Annotated in this window: 20 protein-coding genes and 1 tRNA gene; 6 read left to right on the plus strand and 15 right to left on the minus strand. The window is 64.6% G+C overall.

The annotated features are described in order from the left end of the window. Window positions 1–84 precede the first annotated feature (84 nt). The 4 genes from FJ419_RS21385 to obgE all read right to left on the minus strand — a co-directional run bounded on the left by FJ419_RS21385 (window position 85) and on the right by obgE (window position 4,458). A complete protein-coding gene (locus tag FJ419_RS21385; protein ID WP_140698281.1) occupies window positions 85–672 on the minus strand; it encodes a nicotinate-nucleotide adenylyltransferase in 588 nt (195 codons plus the stop codon). A 249-nt stretch (window positions 673–921) separates the two neighbouring features. Continuing rightward, complete coding sequence (locus FJ419_RS21395; RefSeq protein ID WP_140697877.1) at window positions 922–2,208, minus strand: glutamate-5-semialdehyde dehydrogenase; 1,287 nt, start codon at window positions 2,206–2,208, stop codon at window positions 922–924. Window positions 2,209–2,284: 76 nt separating this feature from the next. Further along, window positions 2,285–3,424 (minus strand): glutamate 5-kinase, encoded by a 1,140-nt coding sequence (gene proB / locus FJ419_RS21400; protein WP_140697880.1) that lies wholly within the window; start codon window positions 3,422–3,424, stop codon window positions 2,285–2,287. Between the two features lie 5 nt (window positions 3,425–3,429). Then, window positions 3,430–4,458 (minus strand): GTPase ObgE, encoded by a 1,029-nt coding sequence (gene obgE / locus FJ419_RS21405; RefSeq protein WP_140697883.1) that lies wholly within the window; start codon window positions 4,456–4,458, stop codon window positions 3,430–3,432. Between the two features lie 142 nt (window positions 4,459–4,600). Here obgE and FJ419_RS21410 point away from each other — a divergent pair, with 142 nt between their 5' ends. Next, complete coding sequence (locus FJ419_RS21410) at window positions 4,601–5,464, plus strand: endonuclease/exonuclease/phosphatase family protein (protein ID WP_140697886.1); 864 nt, start codon at window positions 4,601–4,603, stop codon at window positions 5,462–5,464. A gap of 184 nt (window positions 5,465–5,648) precedes the next feature. Here the strand turns inward: FJ419_RS21410 and FJ419_RS21415 are convergent, their stop codons facing one another. The 3 genes from FJ419_RS21415 to FJ419_RS21425 all read right to left on the minus strand — a co-directional run bounded on the left by FJ419_RS21415 (window position 5,649) and on the right by FJ419_RS21425 (window position 7,430). Continuing rightward, window positions 5,649–6,236, minus strand: coding sequence for a GNAT family protein (locus tag FJ419_RS21415; protein WP_140697889.1), 588 nt, complete (start codon window positions 6,234–6,236; stop codon window positions 5,649–5,651). A gap of 126 nt (window positions 6,237–6,362) precedes the next feature. Beyond that, window positions 6,363–6,632, minus strand: coding sequence for a 50S ribosomal protein L27 (rpmA, locus tag FJ419_RS21420; protein WP_006327539.1), 270 nt, complete (start codon window positions 6,630–6,632; stop codon window positions 6,363–6,365). Window positions 6,633–6,731: 99 nt separating this feature from the next. Continuing rightward, window positions 6,732–7,430, minus strand: a complete 699-nt coding sequence (locus FJ419_RS21425) for a 50S ribosomal protein L21 (protein WP_140697892.1) — start codon at window positions 7,428–7,430, stop codon at window positions 6,732–6,734. Between the two features lie 341 nt (window positions 7,431–7,771). On the opposite strand from FJ419_RS21425, the gene FJ419_RS21430 reads away from it, so the two are divergent. The 3 genes from FJ419_RS21430 (at window position 7,772) to FJ419_RS31220 (ending at window position 9,811) form a co-directional block, all read left to right on the plus strand. Beyond that, window positions 7,772–7,861 (plus strand) — tRNA-Ser (locus FJ419_RS21430). Window positions 7,862–8,143: 282 nt separating this feature from the next. Further along, window positions 8,144–8,560, plus strand: a complete 417-nt coding sequence (locus FJ419_RS21435; protein ID WP_140697895.1) for a hypothetical protein — start codon at window positions 8,144–8,146, stop codon at window positions 8,558–8,560. 207 nt (window positions 8,561–8,767) lie between these two features. Then, window positions 8,768–9,811, plus strand: coding sequence for a DUF1186 domain-containing protein (locus tag FJ419_RS31220; RefSeq protein ID WP_246679289.1), 1,044 nt, complete (start codon window positions 8,768–8,770; stop codon window positions 9,809–9,811). 30 nt (window positions 9,812–9,841) lie between these two features. Here FJ419_RS31220 and recQ read toward each other — a convergent pair whose 3' ends face one another. Next, window positions 9,842–11,686 carry a DNA helicase RecQ gene (gene recQ, locus FJ419_RS21445; RefSeq protein WP_140697898.1) on the minus strand — a complete coding sequence of 615 codons (1,845 nt, stop codon included), beginning with the start codon at window positions 11,684–11,686 and terminating at the stop codon, window positions 9,842–9,844. A 256-nt stretch (window positions 11,687–11,942) separates the two neighbouring features. Between recQ and FJ419_RS21450 the strand changes: the two genes are divergently transcribed. Then, a complete protein-coding gene (locus FJ419_RS21450) occupies window positions 11,943–12,569 on the plus strand; it encodes a LysE family translocator (protein WP_140697901.1) in 627 nt (208 codons plus the stop codon). 198 nt (window positions 12,570–12,767) lie between these two features. After that, window positions 12,768–13,865 (plus strand): glycosyltransferase family 9 protein, encoded by a 1,098-nt coding sequence (locus FJ419_RS21455; protein ID WP_140697904.1) that lies wholly within the window; start codon window positions 12,768–12,770, stop codon window positions 13,863–13,865. Here the strand turns inward: FJ419_RS21455 and FJ419_RS21460 are convergent. From FJ419_RS21460 to FJ419_RS21490, 7 genes are all read right to left on the minus strand, one after another. Continuing rightward, window positions 13,862–14,194, minus strand: a complete 333-nt coding sequence (locus FJ419_RS21460; RefSeq protein ID WP_140697907.1) for a cupin domain-containing protein — start codon at window positions 14,192–14,194, stop codon at window positions 13,862–13,864. The genes FJ419_RS21455 and FJ419_RS21460 overlap by 4 nt on opposite strands. Before the next feature lie 70 nt (window positions 14,195–14,264). Further along, window positions 14,265–15,032: a 2-dehydro-3-deoxy-D-gluconate 5-dehydrogenase KduD gene (gene kduD, locus FJ419_RS21465; protein WP_140697910.1), complete on the minus strand. Its 768-nt coding sequence runs from the start codon at window positions 15,030–15,032 to the stop codon at window positions 14,265–14,267. Further along, entirely contained in the window at window positions 15,029–15,874 is an 846-nt protein-coding gene (kduI, locus tag FJ419_RS21470; protein WP_140697913.1) for a 5-dehydro-4-deoxy-D-glucuronate isomerase, read from the minus strand. The genes kduD and kduI overlap by 4 nt, the downstream gene beginning before the upstream one ends. Before the next feature lie 20 nt (window positions 15,875–15,894). Continuing rightward, window positions 15,895–16,668: a FadR/GntR family transcriptional regulator gene (locus FJ419_RS21475; protein ID WP_140697916.1), complete on the minus strand. Its 774-nt coding sequence runs from the start codon at window positions 16,666–16,668 to the stop codon at window positions 15,895–15,897. Window positions 16,669–16,679: 11 nt separating this feature from the next. Then, window positions 16,680–17,960, minus strand: coding sequence for a TRAP transporter large permease (locus FJ419_RS21480; protein WP_140546130.1), 1,281 nt, complete (start codon window positions 17,958–17,960; stop codon window positions 16,680–16,682). 3 nt (window positions 17,961–17,963) lie between these two features. Further along, the gene (locus tag FJ419_RS21485) at window positions 17,964–18,554 is read right to left on the minus strand and encodes a TRAP transporter small permease (protein ID WP_140697919.1); all 591 of its coding nucleotides are present in this window, start codon (window positions 18,552–18,554) and stop codon (window positions 17,964–17,966) included. After that, the gene (locus tag FJ419_RS21490) at window positions 18,551–19,528 is read right to left on the minus strand and encodes a TRAP transporter substrate-binding protein (RefSeq protein WP_140697922.1); all 978 of its coding nucleotides are present in this window, start codon (window positions 19,526–19,528) and stop codon (window positions 18,551–18,553) included. The genes FJ419_RS21485 and FJ419_RS21490 overlap by 4 nt, the downstream gene beginning before the upstream one ends. Between the last annotated feature and the right edge of the window lie 16 nt (window positions 19,529–19,544).

Here is a 19,544-nt window from a genome sequence, read left to right on the forward strand (position 1 = left end):
ACTCCGTGGAGCAAAAGTCCACCCGCAAAACACGCCGCCTGAGCTAATGGTTGCGCTTCTCCCACAAGGGGAGAAGGAGGGCGCCTACCCCTCCGCCGCGTTGCGGATTGCGGTGGAAGACAGCGACGAACGCGGACCGTGGATGAAGGTCCAGGCCGGTGCCGGCATGCGGGCAAGCAGCGGCGCGTCGCCCTCGTCGATACGGGCATAGTCGAAGGTCTTGGCAACGACCGACGACAGGAAGGAGAGCGTGGCGCCCGGACGGTCGATGACTGCGATGGGGAAGGTCAGCACGATCTCGCGCCAGCGCTGCCAGCGGTGGAAGTCGCGCAAACTATCCGCGCCCATGATCCAGACGAAATCCACGCCCGGGTTGCGCGCCTTGACCAGTGCAAGCGTGTCGGCGGTGTAGCGCGCATGCTGCGCCGCCTCGAAGGCGGTGACCTTGATCTTCGGGTTCCTGGCGATCTTTTCGGACAGCTCGACACGCTCGGCGAGCGGCGCCAGTTCGCGCGCGCTTTTCAGTGGATTGCCGGGCGTCACCATCCACCACAGCTGGTCGAGCGCGAGCCTTCTCAACGCGATCTCGGCGACCAGCGCATGGCCGGCATGCGGCGGATTGAACGAGCCGCCGAACAGACCGACCGTCAGCCCCCTGGCGGCGTGCGGCATGCGAAGGTAGCGGGCGGGAACGATGGGCTGAGGGGACGAAAGCATGGTGCTAGGCCCCCCTCTCTGGCCTGCCGGGCATCTCCCCCTCAAGGGGGGAGATCAGATGTCGCCGCGACTTTCGCCAATCGCCGGCGTTGCGAGCCGAGCGCCGGCGCCGAAGCTGCCAATCTCCCCCCTTGAGGGGGAGATGGCCGGCAGGCCAGAGGGGGGGGCCTGGGCGCAAGCTTCAACCCTTTAAGGCAAACGACTTCAAGGCCTCACCTGTCCAGACCCGCGCACGCGGTATTTGAACGAGGTGAGTTGCTCGACGCCGACCGGTCCGCGCGCGTGCATCTTGCCGGTGGCGATGCCGATCTCGGCGCCCATGCCGAACTCGCCGCCGTCGGCGAACTGCGTCGAGGCATTGTGCAAGAGGATCGCCGAATCGATCTCGTTGAAGAAGCGCTCAACCGCAGCCGTATCCTCGGCGACGATCGCCTCGGTGTGGTGCGAGGAAAACGTCTCGATGTGCTCGATCGCGCCGGCGACGCCGTCGACCAGCTTCACCGCGATGACGGCGTCGAGATATTCCGTCACCCAGTCGGCATCGGTCGCCGGGCTGGCGTCGGCGAAAGCTTTCATCACTTCGGCATCGGCGTGGATCTCGCAGCCGGCGGCGCGCAGTGCCTCCAGGATCGGCACCAGATGCGTGGCGGCCACCGCGCGGTCGACCAGCAAGGTCTCGGCCGCGCCGCAGACGCCGGTGCGCCGCATCTTGGCGTTGACGGCGATCTTCACCGCCGTGTCGAGATCGGCCGAGCGGTCGACATAGAGATGGCAGATGCCTTCCAGATGCGCGAAGACCGGCACACGCGCCTCGGTCTGCACGCGCCCGACCAGGCTTTTGCCGCCGCGCGGAATGATGACGTCGAGATTGCCGCCGAGACCTTTCAGCATCTCGCCGACGGCGGCGCGGTCGGTGGTCGACACCAGCTGGATGGCGTCCTGCGGCAGGTCGGCGGCCTTCAGACCCTCGACCATGCAGGCATGGATCGCGGCCGAGGAATTGAGCGAGTCCGAACCGCCGCGCAGGATCACCGGATTGCCCGCCTTGAGGCAAAGCGCGCCGGCGTCCGCCGTCACGTTCGGCCTGCTCTCATAGATGACGCCGATGACGCCGAGCGGCGTGCGCACGCGCTCGATATGGAGCCCGTTCGGCCGGTCCCAGGCGGCGATGACATCGCCGACCGGATCCTTGAGCGCTGCAATTTCTCGGATACCGTCGGCCATGGCCTTGATGCGCGAGTGATTGAGCTTCAGCCGGTCCATGAACGAACCCGACAGGCCGGCCTCCTCGCCATTCGACGTATCGATGGCGTTGGCGTCGAGAATGGCCTGCTCGTTGCGCAGGATGGCTTCGGCCATGGCAACCAGCGCATCGTTCTTGGCCTTGGCGGAAGCGACGGCCAACGGTCGGGCGGCGGCGCGAGCGCGACGGCCGATATCGGCCATCAGCGCCACGGTGTCTTCGCCGGACTTTTCATGCAGCTTCAGCATGGTTCATCCCTCCGCCCATCTCTTTATTCCACGCAACCCGAACGGAAAACCGCTTCACACTTTTCCCGGAATTGCTCTAGTCGTCGGCCAATACTTGGTCGCCGGCAACGCTTACCACAAGGTCGTCGCGATGGATCATCGCCGAACGCGCCTCGTAGCCGAGCACGTTTTCGATCTCGGCCGTCTTCAGGCCTGCGATCCTTACGGCATCGGCGGCATCGTACGCAACCAGCCCGCGCGCGATCTCGCGGCCCTCCGGAGATAGGATCGCCACCGTGTCGCCGCGCGAGAAATTGCCGCTGACCAGCTTGACGCCGGCAGCCAGCAGCGACTTGCCCGACATGAGCGCACCGACGGCGCCGGCATCGACGGTGAGCCGGCCGGCCGGTTCGAGCTGCCCGGCGATCCAGGTCTTGTAACCCTTCACCGGATTGGGGCTCGGCCTGAAAAAGGTCGAGCGTTCGCCGCGTTCGATCGCCATCAGCGGCGACAGCCTGGTGCCGGACGTGATGATCATGGCGGTGCCGGCGGCATTGGCGATCTTGCCGGCATCGAGCTTGGTGCGCATGCCGCCGCGCGACAGTTCGGACGCGGCCGCGCCCGCCATCGCCTCGATGTCCGGCGTGATGCGGTCGACCACCGGGATGAACTTCGCTTGCGGATCCTTGGCCGGCGGCGCCGTGTAGAGCCCGTCAATGTCGGAAAGCAGCACCAGCAGGTCGGCGCCCATCATCGTCGCCACCCGCGCCGCCAGCCGGTCATTGTCGCCGTAGCGGATTTCCGAGGTCGCCACCGTGTCGTTCTCGTTGATGACCGGCACCGCCTTCATCTTGAGCAGGGTCGAGATCGTCGCGCGCGCGTTGAGGTAGCGGCGACGCTCCTCGGTGTCACCAAATGTCAAAAGGATCTGGCCCGACTTCAGCCCGTCCTTGCCAAGCGCGTCCGACCAGGCACCGGCAAGCGCGATCTGGCCGACGGCGGCCGCCGCCTGGCTCTCCTCGAGCTTCAGCGCGCGTTTGCCGAGGCCCAGGATAGTGCGCCCGAGCGCGATGGCTCCCGAGGAGACGACAAGCACTTCGGCGCCGGCACCGGCAAGCACCGCGATGTCGTCGGCAAGCGAGGTCAGCCAGTCGCGCTTCAAACCTGTCGCGCGGTCGACGAGCAACGCCGAACCGATCTTCACTGTGATGCGCCGGTATGATTTCAGCGATTTCATCGGTCTTATCGCCAGCGCGTGTCGACGGGAGCCGGAACGGCATCGCGCGCTTCCGCGACCACCGCCATCAGCGCGCGCAGCACGGCCTCGACGCCTTCGCCGGTGACGGCCGAGACCAGCATCGGCGCGCGGCCGGCGGCGCGCTTCAGCGAGGCCGCCTTTTTCTTGCGTGCTTCCGCGTCGAGGATGTCGACCTGGCTGAGCGCGACGATCTCGACCTTGTCGGTCAGCCCATTGCCATAGGCATCGAGCTCGGCGCGAACCGTCTTGTAGGCCTTGCCCGGGTTTTCCTCCTGTGCGGAGACGAGGTGGAGCAGTACGCGCGTGCGCTCGACATGGCCGAGGAAGCGGTCGCCGATGCCCACCCCCTCATGCGCCCCCTCGATCAGGCCGGGGATGTCGGCGAGCACGAACTCGCGGCCGTCGATGCGGGCGACGCCGAGGCCGGGATAGAGCGTGGTGAACGGATAATCGGCAATCTTCGGCTTGGCCGCGGTGACGGCCGCAAGGAAGGTCGACTTGCCGGCATTGGGCAGGCCGACCAGGCCGGCGTCGGCGATCAGCTTGAGCCGCAGCCAGATGCTCAGCTCCTCGCCCGGCAGGCCGGGATTGGCGCGCCGCGGCGCCTGGTTGGTCGAGGTCTTGAAATGCTGGTTGCCGAAGCCGCCATTGCCGCCCTTGGCAAGCAGGAAGCGCTGGCCGACGACGGTCAGGTCGCAGATCAGCGTCTCATTGTCCTCGGCAAAGATCTGCGTGCCGGCCGGCACCTTCAGCGTGATGTCGGCGCCCTTGGCCCCTGTCATGTTGCGGCCCATGCCGTGCATGCCGGTCTTGGCCTTGAAATGCTGCTGATAGCGATAGTCGATCAGCGTGTTCAGCCCGTCGACTGCTTCCGCCCACACGTCGCCGCCGCGGCCGCCATCGCCGCCATCGGGCCCGCCGAACTCGATGAATTTTTCACGCCGGAACGACACCGAACCGGCACCGCCGTCGCCGGAACGAATGTAAACCTTGGCTTGGTCGAGGAATTTCATCGTTTCAAGTTTCTGCTATTGCTCTTGCGGGATTGCTCTAAACCAAGGCAGAGCCGAGGGCGAGGCCGATTTGCGACTAAAGCGCCGGATGCCCTTTCGGCGCGCACGCGGTAGCACTGGCGGGGACTGAAGGGGCGCGGGAATGAAGATCGTTTCCTACAACATCCAGTACGGCATCGGCCTCGACCACAAATACGATGTCGGGCGCATCGCCGACGCCGTGCGCGGCGCCGACGTGATCGCGCTGCAGGAAGTGACCCGCAACAACCCGCGCAACGGCGACCGCGACATGGTGGCCGAGATCAGCGAGGCGCTGCCCGATTATTTTGCCGCCTATGGCAGCAATTTCGAGGTCAATATCGGCTCGCGCCTGGAGAACGGCCGCGCCATCTCGACTTCCTTCCAGCTCGGCAACATGGTGCTGTCGAAGACGCCCATTCATTTGTCGCGCAACCTCCTTTTGCCGCGCAGCCGCAGCCTCGAGGCCATGAACTTCCAGCGCGGCGCGCTCGAGGCGCTTATCGAGACGCCGCTCGGCTTCATCCGCTTCTATTCCACCCATCTCGACCACCGCAGCCCGGTCGAGCGCCAGAGCCAGATCCGCTTCCTGCGCCAGCGCCTCTTGAACTATGCGCTCGAAGGCGGCGGGCTGTCGGGCATTCCCGAGATTGGCCTGCCGGATCTGCCCTATCCGGAAGCCTTCATCGTCATGGGCGACTTCAACATGCTGCCGGGCTCGCCGGAATATGTCGAACTCGCCGGCCGCCCGGACCATGAGTTTGGCACGCCGCTGACCGCCGATCTTGCCGTCGACGTCGCCCAGCGCCTTGCCGTCGCCGACCTCGTCACCTGGGTCGATCCCGACCGCCCCGACGACAAAAGCCGCCACAAATGCATCGACTACATCTTCACCAGCGCCTCGCTGGCCAGATCGCTGAAGCGGCTATGGTCCGACCGGGACGCCGTCGGCTCCGATCACCTGCCGCTCTGGGCCGAGCTGGGCTGAATTCTGAACTCCCCCTCATATGGCCGCTACGCGGCCACCTTTCTCCCCGAGGGGAGAAGAGATTGGCGCCGGCGCTTACCTGCTCCTCACCCCTTGGGGAGAGGTCGGATTGCCCCGAATTGCCCTTCGCAATTCGGTTGGCGATCCGGGTGAGGGGCGCTTGCCCAGCCCTGCGAAGCAATCGTCAAAAATGCATCCAATTCCTCAGGCTCGTCCAGGTCTTCCTGTCGAGCCTGTAACGCTCGACCGGCACCTGCCCCGCGACGATCGAGTTCAGCATGCCCTGGCCGGCATACTGGAAGCCGCATTTGTGGATGACCCGGCGCGAGGCCGGATTGATCACCCTTGTCGAGGCATGCAGCACCTGGATCGAGGTCCGCTGGAAGGCGAGGTCGACCAGGGCGTGCGCGGCCTCGGTGGCATAGCCGCGCTTCCAGTAAGGCTCGCCGATCCAGTAGCCCAGTTCCAGGCCGCGATCGGTGGTGTTGAGCCCGGCGCAGCCGACGAAGGTGCCGGTATCCTTGAGCGTCAGGGCATAGACGATGCCGGCGCGGCGCGACGCCGCCATGGCGAGGAAGGTGCGGCCCTCGGCCTCGCCATAGGGATGCGGCATGCGGGCAAGCATTTCGGCGACATGCCGGTTGTCGGCCAGCGTGACGAGTTGCTCGAGATCGCTCTCGCGCGGGGCGCGCATACCCAGACGCTCGGTGGCCAGCACCGGGCAATCGATCGCGTAACTTTCGTCTTCGGTGTCTTCCGCTTCGGCAACCATTTTAGTCCTCCAGGGCAAGAAAAAAATGAAAAAGGAGAGAGGGCAAACCCATCTCTCCTGATCCTTTTCTGGCCTGGCCAGACACCGGTTCCCGAGATGGGCGCCGGTGTTATGGTGCGGAACCGGCTACTCCGCTGCTTTGGTAATCGGGTTCACCGATACGTAGGTTCGGCCGTTGGCTTTCTTGTTGAAGGTGACTGCGCCGGCTTCGAGCGCAAAAAGGGTGTGGTCCGTGCCCATTCCGACATTGACGCCGGGATGCCACGAGGTGCCGCGTTGGCGGATGATGATGTTGCCCGGGATGACGGCTTCGCCGCCGAACTTCTTCACGCCCAGACGCTTGGAGTGCGAATCGCGACCGTTGCGCGACGAACCGCCAGCTTTCTTGTGTGCCATTTGACTAACTCCGATGCGCCCAAAGACGCTTGAATGGTCTTATGAACGCGTTCGCGTTCCGTTTCAAGTCCGTGCCGGCGACGATCGTCGCCGGAAAAATTACTTCTTCGCCAGTTCCCTGGCCTGCTCGCGCCAGTCCTTGATCTGGTCGGCGCTGAACGGCATGTGCTCGTCGATCTTGGCGACATCCTTGTCGGAAAGCTTGGCGAGCTGCGCGAAGGTGACAATGCCCTGCTCGGCGAGATCCTTCGCCGCGACCGGGCCGATGCCCTTGATGACCGTCAGGTCGTCCGGCTCGCCCTTCGGCGCCTTGAACAGCGGCGCAGCCTTTGCCTCTTCGCCGGAAGCGGCCTCAGACTTGGGCTCCTTCTTGGCCTTGGCCTCGTTCGGAGCGGTCTCGGCCTTTGCCTCGGCGACGACTTCCGCCTTGGCTTCGGGGACCTTGGCCTCTGCCTTGGCCGCGGCCTTCTTCGACGGCTTGGCGCCGCCCAACAGGATCTCGGCGATCCTGACGGTGGTCAAAAGCTGGCGGTGGCCGATCTTGCGGCGCGAATTCTGGCGGCGGCGCTTCTTGAAAGCGATGACGGTGCGGTTCTTGCCCTGCTCGACGACTTCCGCCGTGACCAGAGCGCCGTCGACGAACGGCGCGCCGAAGGTGACATTCTCGCCCTCGCCATGCGCGAGCACATTGCCGATCTCGACGATATCGCCGACCTTGGCTTCGAGTTTCTCGATCTTCAGGAGATCGTTGGCGGCGACGCGATACTGCTTGCCGCCCGTTTTGATGACTGCGAACATTTTTTGCCTTTCGCTGTTCGGTCGGCCTCGATGAACCGCGTCGGGCGGTTCGGCCGTCTTTTTGTCAGTCTGCGGGTTCAAAAAACAAGCGGCGCGGAAGAGCCTCCACGCCGAATGCGGGCTGTCCCTAACCGAAGGTTGCGCCGGAGTCAAGGCAAGCGGCTTGTCCTTGGGCGGCTTGTCCTTGGAGAGGCCGCGTGCGACGTTGCCGGCAAATATCGGTCCGTCCCGTCGCAATCGCTTTTCGCGCAAGCCGGAAATCGGTGGAATAGGGCCTTGTAACCGGAGCGGTCAGCCGTTATCTAGTGCGCCGCGCCGGCAACGGCCGACCATGACCTCGCGGAGAGGTGGCAGAGTGGTCGAATGCACCGCACTCGAAATGCGGCATACTCGCAAGGGTATCGGGGGTTCGAATCCCTCCCTCTCCGCCATCCTGCTCGCGCTGCGCGCTTCGCAGGACAAGTCTGGCGAATTCCTTTCAGCGCGAAGCAGGGTGCCGTCCGAAGCTTCAGCGAAGGAGGGCGGCCTGAGAGCTGCTTACATCCCTCACCGCGCCACGTCGGCCTCGCGAATTCCCAAGCCTTCACGTGACAAAAATCCGACCGTGATCGATAGTAGTATGATCTCGGCGAGTCATTGCGCAGGCCCATTCGACATGCGCTCGGGGGCGAAATCTAACAATGCCCGGTCGCGGCTTCACAACGGGGGACAAGATGATCGCGCGAACAATCGCGGTTGCCCTTGCAATTGCGTTTTCCCTTTCACCGTCGCATGCGCAACCGCAGCATCGTTTGCCGAGCGGCTATAAATGGGGCCGCTGCCTGCTTGTCGTTCACGGTCAGACCCGCATCTCCGGAAGATGCTCCTACCAAATCGAGAAGGGCGGCGATTTCAACATCCAGGGGCCTCGTCAGGTTTTCGCAGGCATCGACTATCCCGACACGCATAGCGGGGCCGGTGAAATGTCGAAAGATTACTGGGCGGTTGTCTACAAGGACGGCGATCTTTGGGCAGGCTATGCGAACGCTGACATTCGCGACACGCACGGCGAGGCAGGAGATTGGGGAGAGCTTCGCCGCGAAGGCGCCTGCTATGTCGGGAAGGACGTCCGGTTGTGCCTTTGGCGTTGAACAATTCCAGGAAAGGCGGTTGGGCTCCGCGGTTTCGCCGCAGCCGTCCGCCCGCAATTGCGTAAGAACTAAAGGGATAGAGTGGTTCGCCGTTCCTGTGAAGAACCACTCTAGCCGGCTCAACCGATTGCAGGGTCGAGTCAAGCAGATCGATTGGCGAATAGGCTGGTCGCCACCCGTTGACCGAGCGGCTGAAGGATCGATAGCATGCCGTGGGCTCTATCGACGCGACTGAATGCGATGAAAAAAGAAGACCTGGAAAAACTGCTCTCCAACGACAGCGGCGACTTCGAGTTGTATCCGATAGACCGCTATCTCCACGCCGTGGCGACCGAACGGCAGGTGCCAAATCTCGCAATCGTGGTCTGCACGATCAGGATAGAAGAATCAGCGCCTGCGCTGCGCGCCGTCCTTGAACGCGCCGCCAACGGACAGCCTTTGTCGGACGATGAAGAGATGCTGCTCTTCAGGGGCGTGTATATCCTCGGCGGCGCCCGCGACACCCAGGCATGCCAACCTTTGCTGCGTCTGCTGCGCCGCCCTGGGAAGGAGGCCGACTGGCTGCTTGGCGACGCCATAACCGAAACCCTGTCGCGCATCATCGTAGGCGTATTCGACGGCGACGCCGGCGCGCTGTTCGACATCATTGCCGACCGCTCCGCCGACGAATTCATCCGCGACGCGGCATTTGGCGCGGTGACCTTCTTGACCTGGGAAGGTCGCATCGAGCGCGACCGGACAAGGGATTTCGTGGAACGGTTCTACAAAGAGAGGCTGGCCGACGACTGGGATTACGCGTGGGTCGGCTGGCTGCAAGCCATCTCGATGCTTGCCCTGCGAGACCTCGTTCCGCTTGCCTACAGCGCCTGGGATGAGGGCCTTATCCCGGAAGATGTGCTTGAGCGCAGTGATTTCGAAAGCGACCTGCGGGAAGCCGAGCAGCAACCCGGCGACATCGACCGGTTCGATCGCGCCAGTCTGAGTTACATCGAGGATGTCCTTGTGGCGCTGGATTGGACCCGCGGCCTTGGCGATGACGACGACTTCGAGTTCAGCGACGATGATTTCGAGTTCGGCGACGACGATTTCGATCTTGACGAGGACGAGGATGGGCAAGCCTCACGGCTGGACCTGGCCTTCTCCAGCATCACACCGGCCACCAACCCCTGGCGCGACATCGGGCGCAACGATCCGTGCCCTTGTGGAAGCGGCAAGAAATTCAAGAAATGCTGCTTGGCAATCGCGGAATGACGGGGTGACGCGTCAAGGAAAACCCGTTCGTCAGTTCGACCCGCTCGCCTCATGCGCCGCGATCGCGCTGACGAAGATCTCCCCGAACTCCTTGAGCTTCGCCCCTCCCACGCCGTTCACTTCGGCGAAGTCGTCGAGGTCGCGCGGACGGCGCTCGGCCATATCGATCAGGGTGCGGTCGGAAAACACCACATAAGCCGGCACCTGGCGTTCCTTGGCGAGCCGCAGCCGCAGCGTTTTGAGCGTCGCCAGCAAGGAAGTGTCCACCCCCTCGCCGCCCATGGCGGAACCCTGCGCCGCCCGCTTCCTGCCGCGCGCCAGACGATCCCGGCCTTCGACACGATACTCGAACGCAACCTCGCCGCGGCCGAGCGCGCGGCCGCTTTCCGAGATGGCGAGGCCGCCATGGCCGTCGGGATCCGGCACCAGGAAGCCGCCGGCGACAAGTTGCCGGATGAGCGACAGCCAGACCGGCTTTCGGTGCATGATGCCGGTCCTGAAGCTGGCGAGCTGCTGATGGCCTCTAGCCAGCACCTTTTCGGTCTCATGGCCGAGCAGGATGTCGATGACATGGGCGGCGCCGAAGCGCTCGCCGCTCTGCGCGACGGCCGCGAGGATGATCCGCGCCTCCGTCCCGCCATCGGCGCGCGGCGCCTGGTCGAGGCAGTTGTCGCAATTACCGCAGGCTTGCGCCTCCTCGCCGAAATAGCCGAGCAGCACCTGGCGCCGGCACTGCGCCGTCTCGCAATAGCCGATCAGCGTGTCGAGCCGGCGATGCGCCCGTCTTTTGTGCTCGGGCGAGGTATCCTCGTCGTCGATGAACATCCGGCGCGTGCGGATGTCGCCGGCGCCGTAGAGCATGTGCGCTTCCGCCGCTCGGCCGTCGCGGCCGGCGCGGCCGATCTCCTGGTAGTACGCCTCCAGGCTGCCGGGCAGGTCGGTGTGGAAGACATAGGCGACGTCGGGCTTGTCGATGCCCATGCCGAAGGCGATGGTCGCCACCATGACGACGCCCGACAGGCTCATGAAGGTGTTCTGGTTCGCCTCCCGCGCCTCCTTGCTCATGCCGGCATGGTAGGCGAGCGCGCGCACGCCGTTCTTCTCCAGGAAAGCCGCCATCTCCTCCGTCTTGCGGCGCGACAGGCAATAGATGATCCCGCTCTTGCCCTGGTGCCGCTCGATGAAGCGCATCAGCTGGCGCTTGCTGTCCTGCTTGGGCTCTATCGCCAGCTTGATGTTGGGCCGGTCGAAGCCCAGCACCAGGGTTTCGGCGCGCCCCGCAAACAGCCGCGCTTCGATGTCGGCGCGCGTGGCCTCGTCCGCCGTTGCCGTAAGCGCGATGATGGGCACCTGCGGAAACACGCCGCGCAACTGCGACAGGTCTTCATATTCGCGCCGGAAGGCCGGTCCCCATTGCGAGATGCAATGCGCCTCGTCGATGGCGATCAGACCGACATCGAGCCGGGACAGGGCTTCCAGCATCCGCTCCGTCATCAGCCGCTCCGGCGCCATGTAGAGCAGCCGCGTCTGTCCGGACGCGACGCGGCGCCAGGCCGCGACATTGGCGTCGCGGTCGAGCGAGGAATTGATGGTGTCGGCGGCCACGCCGGCAAGGCGCAAGGCGGCGACCTGGTCCTGCATCAGCGCCACCAGCGGCGACACCACGATGGTGAGCCCGCCTTTGACCAGCGCCGGAACCTGATAGCAGAGCGACTTGCCGGCACCTGTCGGCATCACCGCCAGCACATGCCGCCCGGACAGCAACGCCTCGATCACGGTCGCCTGCCCGGGGCGAAAATCGTCGAAGCCGAACACGTCCTTCAGGACGCGCCGCTTATGATCCTCGGCCGGCAGGCCTGCTGCCTGTGCCGGCATCAGGCAGACACCGGACAGGAGGTCGTTTTCGGGTTTATGTGAAGACCAGCCAACTGATTCACCGCGTGATGCCTTGGAGTAGCGCAGCGCTCATCAGGCCACAACCGCGCTTCGCCGGAAACCTGCCGCCTCACGCCGATGCCGTCATCGAAAAGTCATCGCTGGCCCATCGGCTGGAGAGTTCCGCCGACGCATTCTCCGATGCTATGATTTTGAGCCGACCGCTGCCGGCGGCCGACGCAAAAGGAACCTTGGCATGATCGATCCCGCCACGCTCGTCACCTACATAGCGGTCGTGTTCGGCTTCGTCTTCATCCCGGGGCCGGCGACGCTGCTCACGGTGGCGCGGGCGACGAGCTCGGGCACGAAGGTCGGCATCGCCACCGGGGCCGGCGTCGCCGCCGGCGACGTGATCCACACCATCATGGCAATCGTCGGCATCTCGGCCATCATCGCCGCTTCGGCGATGCTGTTCAGCATCGTCAAATATATCGGCGCGGCCTATCTCGTTTATCTCGGCATCCGCGCCATTCTCGAAAAGGCGCCGGCAGATCTGGCGGCCAGGATGCTGCCCATCTCGGCGGGCAAAGCCTTCCGGCAGGCGATCCTGACCGAAGTGCTCAATCCGAAGACCGCTTTGTTCTTCCTGGCCTTCCTGCCGCAATTCGTGCATCTGCAAGGCGGTTTCGTGATGCTGCAGCTGATGCTGCTGGGCATCATCTTTGTTCTGCTCGGGCTCTTCAGCACGATCGTCTTCGCCGTCAGCGCGGGCGGCCTGGGTTCCTTGCTGCGCCGCAATCCGGCGGTGTTGAAATGGCAGGGCAAGGTGGTCGGCGGCATCTATTGCGCGCTCGGCATACGCCTGGCGCTGCAGCAGCGCTGAAACGCTTCACCCGGCGGCGGTCCAGGCAGGCATGTCATAGCCGAATTCGCGACAGAAGGCCCGCATGGCCGGCGTCGGCGGGGTGACGAGATCGGTCTTTCTTTATAAAAGAAACCAAGCATATTCTTGCAGAACTCGGCCGGGGGGCTTGCTGATATTAGTCTTCCGCAGTCGTCCCGCTTCTCCGACACCACAGCAATGGAATCCGCCGTCGCCATGGATTCGTCCGCGCCCGTGCTCATCTTCTACGCCCGCAACGACGCGCTTGGCGACGGCTTGCTACGGATTCCGGCCCTGCGGGCGGCAAGAACGGCCTTTCCGCAAAGCCGTGTCGTCTATGGCGCCATGCGCGGCTCATCGCTCTCTCATGTGTTGCGCAAGCACGTCGCGCATCTCGTCGATGACTTCAGGACGAAGACGCCGCTTTCCGCCATCCTCGCCGAATTCGCCCCGCGCGGCCGCAAGACCATCGTCGTCGATCTGCGCACCGGCGTGCCGGGCCTGATGCTCACGGCTCTGCAACTCACAGGCCGAGGCATTCGCTACGAAGCGAACTTTGCCGGCCATCTTCTGTCGCTGCGCTGGGGCACGCGGTTGACGCTGCGGCCGGAACACAGTGCCTGGCGCTACCATCGGCTGGTCGAGCGCTTGGCGGGGCGGCACCTGCCTTTCGACCACAGGCTCGATGTGCCGGACGCCGCGCGGGGTCTGGCGCGCCAGTTGCGCGGCGGTTGCGGCCGTCCGCTCGTCCTGATTGGCGGCAATGCCCAGGGCAGGAAGTGCATGAGCGAAGATCAGGTGGTGGCCGTCGCCGGCAATCTGATCGATGCCGGCTACCGGGTGCTGTATTTGGCGACCCCCGGCGGCGGACCGACGTCACCGGCGCTCCTCGCGAGGGAAGGCCGCCTCCAGGTGGCCGGTCCGGAACTGGCGCCGGATATTGCAAGCTTCGACGATCTCCTGCTTGCGCTGGGCGAGATGGCGGTCGCCTATATCGGCATGGAGGGCGGACTGGCGCATCTGATGGCCGCCGTCATGACGCCGGCGGTGATCGTCAACAACGGCGCCAATGTGGAGCGCTGGCGCCCCCTTTCAAACGCGGTCGAAGTCGTCACGGCGCCGAGGCGAGGCCGTTCGGCCAATGTCGCCGACGCGCCGGTCGAGGCCATACTCGAAGCCGCGCATCGCCTGCTCGCGGCAGGCCGCCGCGATCACATGGCGATCGCAGCGGTTCCGGAAAGGCGTGAAACCGCTCCGGCGCAATCGGCGTTCGATAGAACCGCCGACCTGTCCTAACCGAGGAAATCGGCCCGGCAAGGTGCAAAGCTGTCGACCAGCCGCCCGGCCTCCAGCGCCTTGACGCCATGCACGAGATTGGACGGCACGATGAAGCTGCTGCCCGTTTCGAGGATCTCCGATCGGCCGTCGACAGTGACCTCGAAGCGACCCTCGGCGACATAGCTTGCCTGGACATGCGGATGCGAGTGCAGCGCCCCGACGCCGCCCTTGTCGAAGGCGAACTCGACCATCATCAATTCATCGGTATGCACCAGCACGCGCCGCCTGTTGCCGTCCGGCGTCGGCTCCCAGGCTTTTTCGCCCGCATGGGAAAAAATATCGGTCATCGCTCAGCTTCCGTTCGGCTTGTAAAGTAAATCCAGGAAAGGTGCGGCGCGGTTTTCCGGCGGGAGACGGTCACCGCGCCAGCCAGCCGCCATCGACCGGCACCACCGCGCCATGCATATAGTCCGACGCCCGCGCCAGCAGGAACACGGCCGCGTCGCCGATGTCGTCGGGCCGGCCCCAGCGTGCTGCCGGAATGCGCCCGAGGATGGCGGCGCTGCGGTCCGGGTCGGCGCGCAAGGCTTCGGTGTTGTTGGTCTCGACATAGCCCGGCGCGATGCCGTTGACGTTGATGCCTTTTGCCGCCCATTCGCAAGCGAGCAGCCTTGTGAGGCCGAGCACGCCGTGCTTCGAGGCCGTATAGGAAGCGACGCGAATGCCGCCCTGGAAACTCAGCACCGAGGCGATGTTGACGATCTTGCCGCGCCGTCCGGGCTCGGCCAGCACGCGCCTGCCAAAGCATTGGCACAGGCGAAAGACCGTCTTCAAATTGACGTCCATTACCTCGTCCCAGTCGGTTTCGCTCAGGTCGATCGCATCGGCGCGCCGGATGATGCCGGCATTGTTGACGAGGCCGTCGAGCCGGCCGCTCTCGCTCCACACCCGGTCGAGCATGGCGGCCGCCTCGGCAGGGTCCCCGAGATCGGTCCTTACCGCTTCGAAGCTGCCGCCCGCGGCCGCGACTTTCCCGGCGGTGTCATCCATCGCCGAACGGCCGACGCCGACGACCAGGCCGCCGGCGCGCGCGATCGACACGGCGATGCCTTGCCCGATGCCGGTGTTGGCGCCGGTGACCAGAATGCGCTTGCCCGTGAGGCTGAATGCGGAAAGATCGCTCACCGCAATCGATCCATCGCCACCTGATCGACGTCGGTATAGTCGACATTGTCTCCGGCCATCGCCCAGATGAAGGCGTAGTTGGATGTGCCGGCGCCCGAATGGATCGACCAGCCCGGCGACAGCACCGCCTCCTCGCTGCGCATGACGATGTGGCGCGTCTCGTCCGGTTCGCCCATGAAGTGGAAGACGCGCTGCCCTTCCGGCAGATCGAAGTAGAGATAGGCTTCCATGCGCCGGTCATGCACGTGGCAGGGCATGGTGTTCCACACCGAGCCTGGCGCGAGCTGCGTGATGCCGACGACGAGTTGGCAAGTCTTGACGCCGTCGGCGTGGATGAACTGGAAGATCGAGCGTTCGTTGCTGGTCGCCTGGCTGCCGAGGTCGAGCCGCCTGGCGTCGCCGATGCGGATCAACTGGCTGGGATAGGTCCGATGCGCCGGTGCGCTAAGCAGGTAGAATTTTGCCGGCCTGTCGGGCTCCGCCGAGGCGAACGACACCTGCTCGGCGCCCATGCCGAGATAGACCATGTCGCGCGCCGCCAATTCGTAAGCCATGCCGTCGGCCGTGACGGTGCCGGCGCCGCCGATGTTGACGGCGATCAGTTCGCGGCGGTCGAGGAAAGCCTTGGTTCCGGTCGGCTTGATCGCCTCGAGCGGCAGGATCTTGTCGATAGGCATGGCGCCGCCGACGATCATGCGGTCGTAATGCGTGTAGGTCAGGCTGACGAGGCCCGGCTGGAAAAGCCCCTCGACGTGGAAATGGTGGCGCAGCTCGTCTGTTCCCATGGCCGCGGCGGCGATGGGATCGATGGCGAAGCGCGAGGAAAATTGTGTCTGGTCCATTTCTAGGCCTTGTCTGATGGTCACTCGGTCGATGCGGCTTTCAGCGAATTGGCATAATAGGCCTGTCTGGCCTGCAGCCGCTCGCGGTAGCGCTGCTGGCTGCGGGTCAGGTGCGTGCGCATCGCCTCGCGCGCGGCCTCGGCATCGCCTGCCGAGATCGCGTTGAGAATGACGAGGTGCTCGCGCTGCAGGCCGCGCTGGTACTCGTCCGACTGGACGAGCTCTGTCGACCAGGGCGAGGTCACGTCGCAGGGAATGGCGCGGCATCCCAGCACATCGAGCATCTCGACATAGAACGGGTTGTTGGTGGCGCTGGCGATCGCGCGGTGGAAGGCGAGGTCGGCCGGGCCGGTCGGCTGGCTGGCGAGCAGCAGCCGCTCGAACTCGAAGAAGGCCTCCTGGATCGCGGCCTCCTGGGCGGCGTTGCGGCGGATGGCGGCCAGGCCCGCCGATTCGATCTCGATCGCGAGGCGGACCTCGAGCACGTTGAGCGCGACCGAATCCTTGGCTCCCATGTCGGCGGCCAAAACGCCGAAGCTCGTCGAGATGTGCTCGCTGACGAAGACGCCGGCGCCTTGCCGCGCTTCGACCAGGCCATCGGCGGCAAGCTTGGCCAGCGCCTCGCGGATGACCGTGCGGCTGACGCCGAAGGTCTCCGTCAGCTGGCCTTCGGTCGGCAGCTTCTGTCCGGGCGGAATCTCGCCTGCCAAGAGCTGCTTGCGGATCGCCGCGACCACGGTCTCCGACAGTTTCGGCTTGCGTTCGACCCTGAGGTCGGCAACTGTTTGGGACACGTGGCGCCCTCCTAGTGAAACAGGCTCGGCAGCCACAATGAGATTTCCGGTATGTAGGTTACAAGCATCAGCACCATGAAGGCTGCTCCATAGAACGGCCAGATCGAGCGCATTGCCGTCCAGATGGGAATGCGGCCGATGGCGCAACTGACGAACAGCACCGCGCCCACCGGCGGCGTGCAGAGGCCGATGCCGAGATTGAGGATCAGGATGACGCCGAAATGCACGGGATCGACGCCATAGGCCATCACCACCGGCAGGAAGATCGGCGTGGTGATGATGATGAGCGGCGACATATCCATGAATGTGCCGAGGATGAGCAGGACGACATTGATCAGGAGCAGTATGACCAGCTTGTTGTCGGACACGGACTGCAAAAACGCGACAAGCGCCGCCGGAACCCGCAGATAGGCCAGCAGCCAGCCGAAGGCCGCGGCGCAGCCGATAATCATCAGCACCATCGCTGTCGTGCGCACCGCCGCCGTGGTCGCGGTGACAAAATCGTTCCAGCTCATCGAGCGGTAGATGATCAACGTCACCAGGAAAGCATAGACGATGGCAATGCAGGAGCTTTCGGTGGCGGTGAAGATGCCGGAGCGGACGCCGCCAAAGATGATGCCGATCAGGATCAGGCCGGGAATGGCGGCGACAAGCAGCTGCAAGGCCCGGCCGAAACCGGCAAAGGGTTCCGTCGGATAGCCGCGCCGGCTTGCCACCACATAGGCGGTGACCATCAGCGACAGGGCCAGCAACAGCCCCGGCAGAACGCCGGCGGTGAAAAGATCCGCGATCGAGATGCGGCCGCCGGCCGAGATCGAATAGATGATCATGTTGTGCGACGGCGGGATCAGCAGCGCAATGATGGCGCCGACGGAGGTGATGTTGACGGCATAGTCGACGCCATAGCCGCGCGCCTTCATCTGCGGGATCATCAGCCCGCCGACCGCTGAGGCATCCGCCACCGCCGAACCGGAAATACCGCCGAACATGGTCGACGCGGCAATGTTGACTTGGCCCAGGCCGCCGCGCAGGTGGCCGACCAGGGACCCGGCCAATGCCACCAGGCGGGCGGCGATGCCGCCGCGAACCATAAGGTCGCCGGCGAAGATGAAGAACGGAATGGCCATCAGCGAAAAGACGCTGACGCCGGAATTGAGCCGCTGGAACACAACGACGGGTGGCAGGCCGATCGTGAGGATCGTCGCGAAGCTGGCGACGCCGAGGCAGAACGCGATCGGCGTGCCGATAACCAGCAGGAAGACGAAAGTGCCGAAAAGCACGATCAGCGCCATGGTTCAGAGCTCCTCGCCGGTCGCGTAGATGTCGGCATCGACCGGCAGCCCGGCAAAGCGCCCCGCCAGCCGCTCGAGTGAAAACAGGCAGACCAGCCCGCCTCCCAGAATGACCGGCAGGAAGCTGACGCCGCCGGGCAAGGCGAGCGACGGCATCACCGTGTTCCAGGTCAGCCTGGCCAGCTGCACGCCATAGACGATCATGCCGGCGCCGAAGGCCAGCACGACGAGATCGGAAATGCTGCGCAGCACCGCCTTGGCCGAGGCAGGCAAGACATAGAGCAGCACGTCGAAGCCGAGATGCGTGCGCTCGCGCACGCCGACGGCGGCGCCGAGAAAGATGAACCAGCCCATCAGCAGCACGGATGAGGACTCGGTCCAGCTCGGCGAGCGGTTCAGCACGTAGCGCGAGAAAACCTGCCAGAAAATGATGACGGTCATCAGCGTCAGCCCGGTGCCGCTGACCCATAAGGCCAACCGCGCAAGCCCGGAAAGGGCCCGTTCCACCCGCAGCCAGAAGCCTTTCGGACCCGACCGGCTGGATGGCAGCGCGGAAGCCTCCGTGCCGCCGGGCCCGTTGCCGATCCCGGTCATTTCGTCGCCTGGATACGGGCGGCGAGGTCCTTGAGCTCGGGCGTCGACAGATATTTGTCGTAGACCGGCTTCATGGCGTCGATCAGCGGCTGCTTGTCGATCTCGCTGATCTTGACGCCGGCCTTCTCGACGATGTCGCGCGACTTCTTCTCCTGCGCGTCCCACAGCTCGCGCATTTTGACGACACTGTCCTTGGCCGCCTGGCGCACGATCGCCTGGTCTTCCGGCGCCAGCTTATCCCAGCTTGCCTTCGACATCACCAGCACCTCCGGCACGATCTGGTGCTGATCCAGCGTGTAGTGCTTGGCGACCTCGTAATGCTTGGCGGATTCGAAGCTCGGCCAGTTGTTCTCGGCGCCGTCGATGACGCCGGTCTGCAGCGCCGAATAGACCTCGCCATAGGCCATCGGCGTGGCGTTGGCGCCAAGCGCATTGACCATGTCGACGAACACGTCCGACTGGATGACGCGGAACTTCATGCCCTTCATGTCTGCCATCGACGCGATGTCCTTCTTGGTGTTGTAGAAGGAGCGCGCGCCGGAATCGTAGAAGGCGAGTCCGACAAGGTCGTGCGCCTCGAACGCCTTCAGGATCTGGTCGCCGATCGGCCCGTCCATGACATGCCGCATATGCTCGACCGAGCGGAAGATGTAGGGCAACGACGGCACGGCGGTTTCCGGCACGATGCCGTTGAACGGCCCCATGGAGACGCGATCGAGGTCGATGACGCCGGCCTGGGTCTGCTCGATCGTATCCTTTTCCTCGCCGAGCTGCGCCGAATGATAGACCTCGATCGAATAGCGCCCGTTGGTGCGCTGCTTGATCAGCTCGCCCATATATTTGACCGCCTCGACTGTCGGATAGCCGTCCGGATGGGTGTCCGAAGAGCGCAGGACGGTTTCGGCCTGCGCGGCTTCGATCATCAAGGACCCGATGGCGAATGTCGCCGCCAGCAATCTCGAAATACGCAACATGTCTTTCCTCCCTTCA

Source organism: Mesorhizobium sp. B2-6-2 (genome assembly GCF_006440615.1).
Classification (GTDB): domain Bacteria; phylum Pseudomonadota; class Alphaproteobacteria; order Rhizobiales; family Rhizobiaceae; genus Mesorhizobium.

Excerpts from the sequence above, each read along its gene's own strand:
- FJ419_RS21410 (WP_140697886.1), top strand. The coding sequence starts at position 4,601 with ATGAAGATCGTTTCCTACAACATCCAGTACGGCATCGGCCTCGACCAC.
- FJ419_RS21385 (WP_140698281.1), bottom strand. The coding sequence starts at position 672 with ATGCCGCACGCCGCCAGGGGGCTGACGGTCGGTCTGTTCGGCGGCTCG.
- FJ419_RS21435 (WP_140697895.1), top strand. The coding sequence starts at position 8,144 with ATGATCGCGCGAACAATCGCGGTTGCCCTTGCAATTGCGTTTTCCCTT.
- rpmA (WP_006327539.1), bottom strand. The coding sequence starts at position 6,632 with ATGGCACACAAGAAAGCTGGCGGTTCGTCGCGCAACGGTCGCGATTCG.
- FJ419_RS21485 (WP_140697919.1), bottom strand. The coding sequence starts at position 18,554 with ATGACCGGGATCGGCAACGGGCCCGGCGGCACGGAGGCTTCCGCGCTG.
- proB (WP_140697880.1), bottom strand. The coding sequence starts at position 3,424 with ATGAAATCGCTGAAATCATACCGGCGCATCACAGTGAAGATCGGTTCG.
- FJ419_RS21415 (WP_140697889.1), bottom strand. The coding sequence starts at position 6,236 with ATGGTTGCCGAAGCGGAAGACACCGAAGACGAAAGTTACGCGATCGAT.
- FJ419_RS21455 (WP_140697904.1), top strand. The coding sequence starts at position 12,768 with ATGGAATCCGCCGTCGCCATGGATTCGTCCGCGCCCGTGCTCATCTTC.
- FJ419_RS21490 (WP_140697922.1), bottom strand. The coding sequence starts at position 19,528 with ATGTTGCGTATTTCGAGATTGCTGGCGGCGACATTCGCCATCGGGTCC.
- FJ419_RS21450 (WP_140697901.1), top strand. The coding sequence starts at position 11,943 with ATGATCGATCCCGCCACGCTCGTCACCTACATAGCGGTCGTGTTCGGC.
- recQ (WP_140697898.1), bottom strand. The coding sequence starts at position 11,686 with ATGCCGGCACAGGCAGCAGGCCTGCCGGCCGAGGATCATAAGCGGCGC.
- obgE (WP_140697883.1), bottom strand. The coding sequence starts at position 4,458 with ATGAAATTCCTCGACCAAGCCAAGGTTTACATTCGTTCCGGCGACGGC.
- FJ419_RS31220 (WP_246679289.1), top strand. The coding sequence starts at position 8,768 with ATGCCGTGGGCTCTATCGACGCGACTGAATGCGATGAAAAAAGAAGAC.
- FJ419_RS21425 (WP_140697892.1), bottom strand. The coding sequence starts at position 7,430 with ATGTTCGCAGTCATCAAAACGGGCGGCAAGCAGTATCGCGTCGCCGCC.
- FJ419_RS21460 (WP_140697907.1), bottom strand. The coding sequence starts at position 14,194 with ATGACCGATATTTTTTCCCATGCGGGCGAAAAAGCCTGGGAGCCGACG.
- FJ419_RS21395 (WP_140697877.1), bottom strand. The coding sequence starts at position 2,208 with ATGCTGAAGCTGCATGAAAAGTCCGGCGAAGACACCGTGGCGCTGATG.
- kduI (WP_140697913.1), bottom strand. The coding sequence starts at position 15,874 with ATGGACCAGACACAATTTTCCTCGCGCTTCGCCATCGATCCCATCGCC.
- FJ419_RS21480 (WP_140546130.1), bottom strand. The coding sequence starts at position 17,960 with ATGGCGCTGATCGTGCTTTTCGGCACTTTCGTCTTCCTGCTGGTTATC.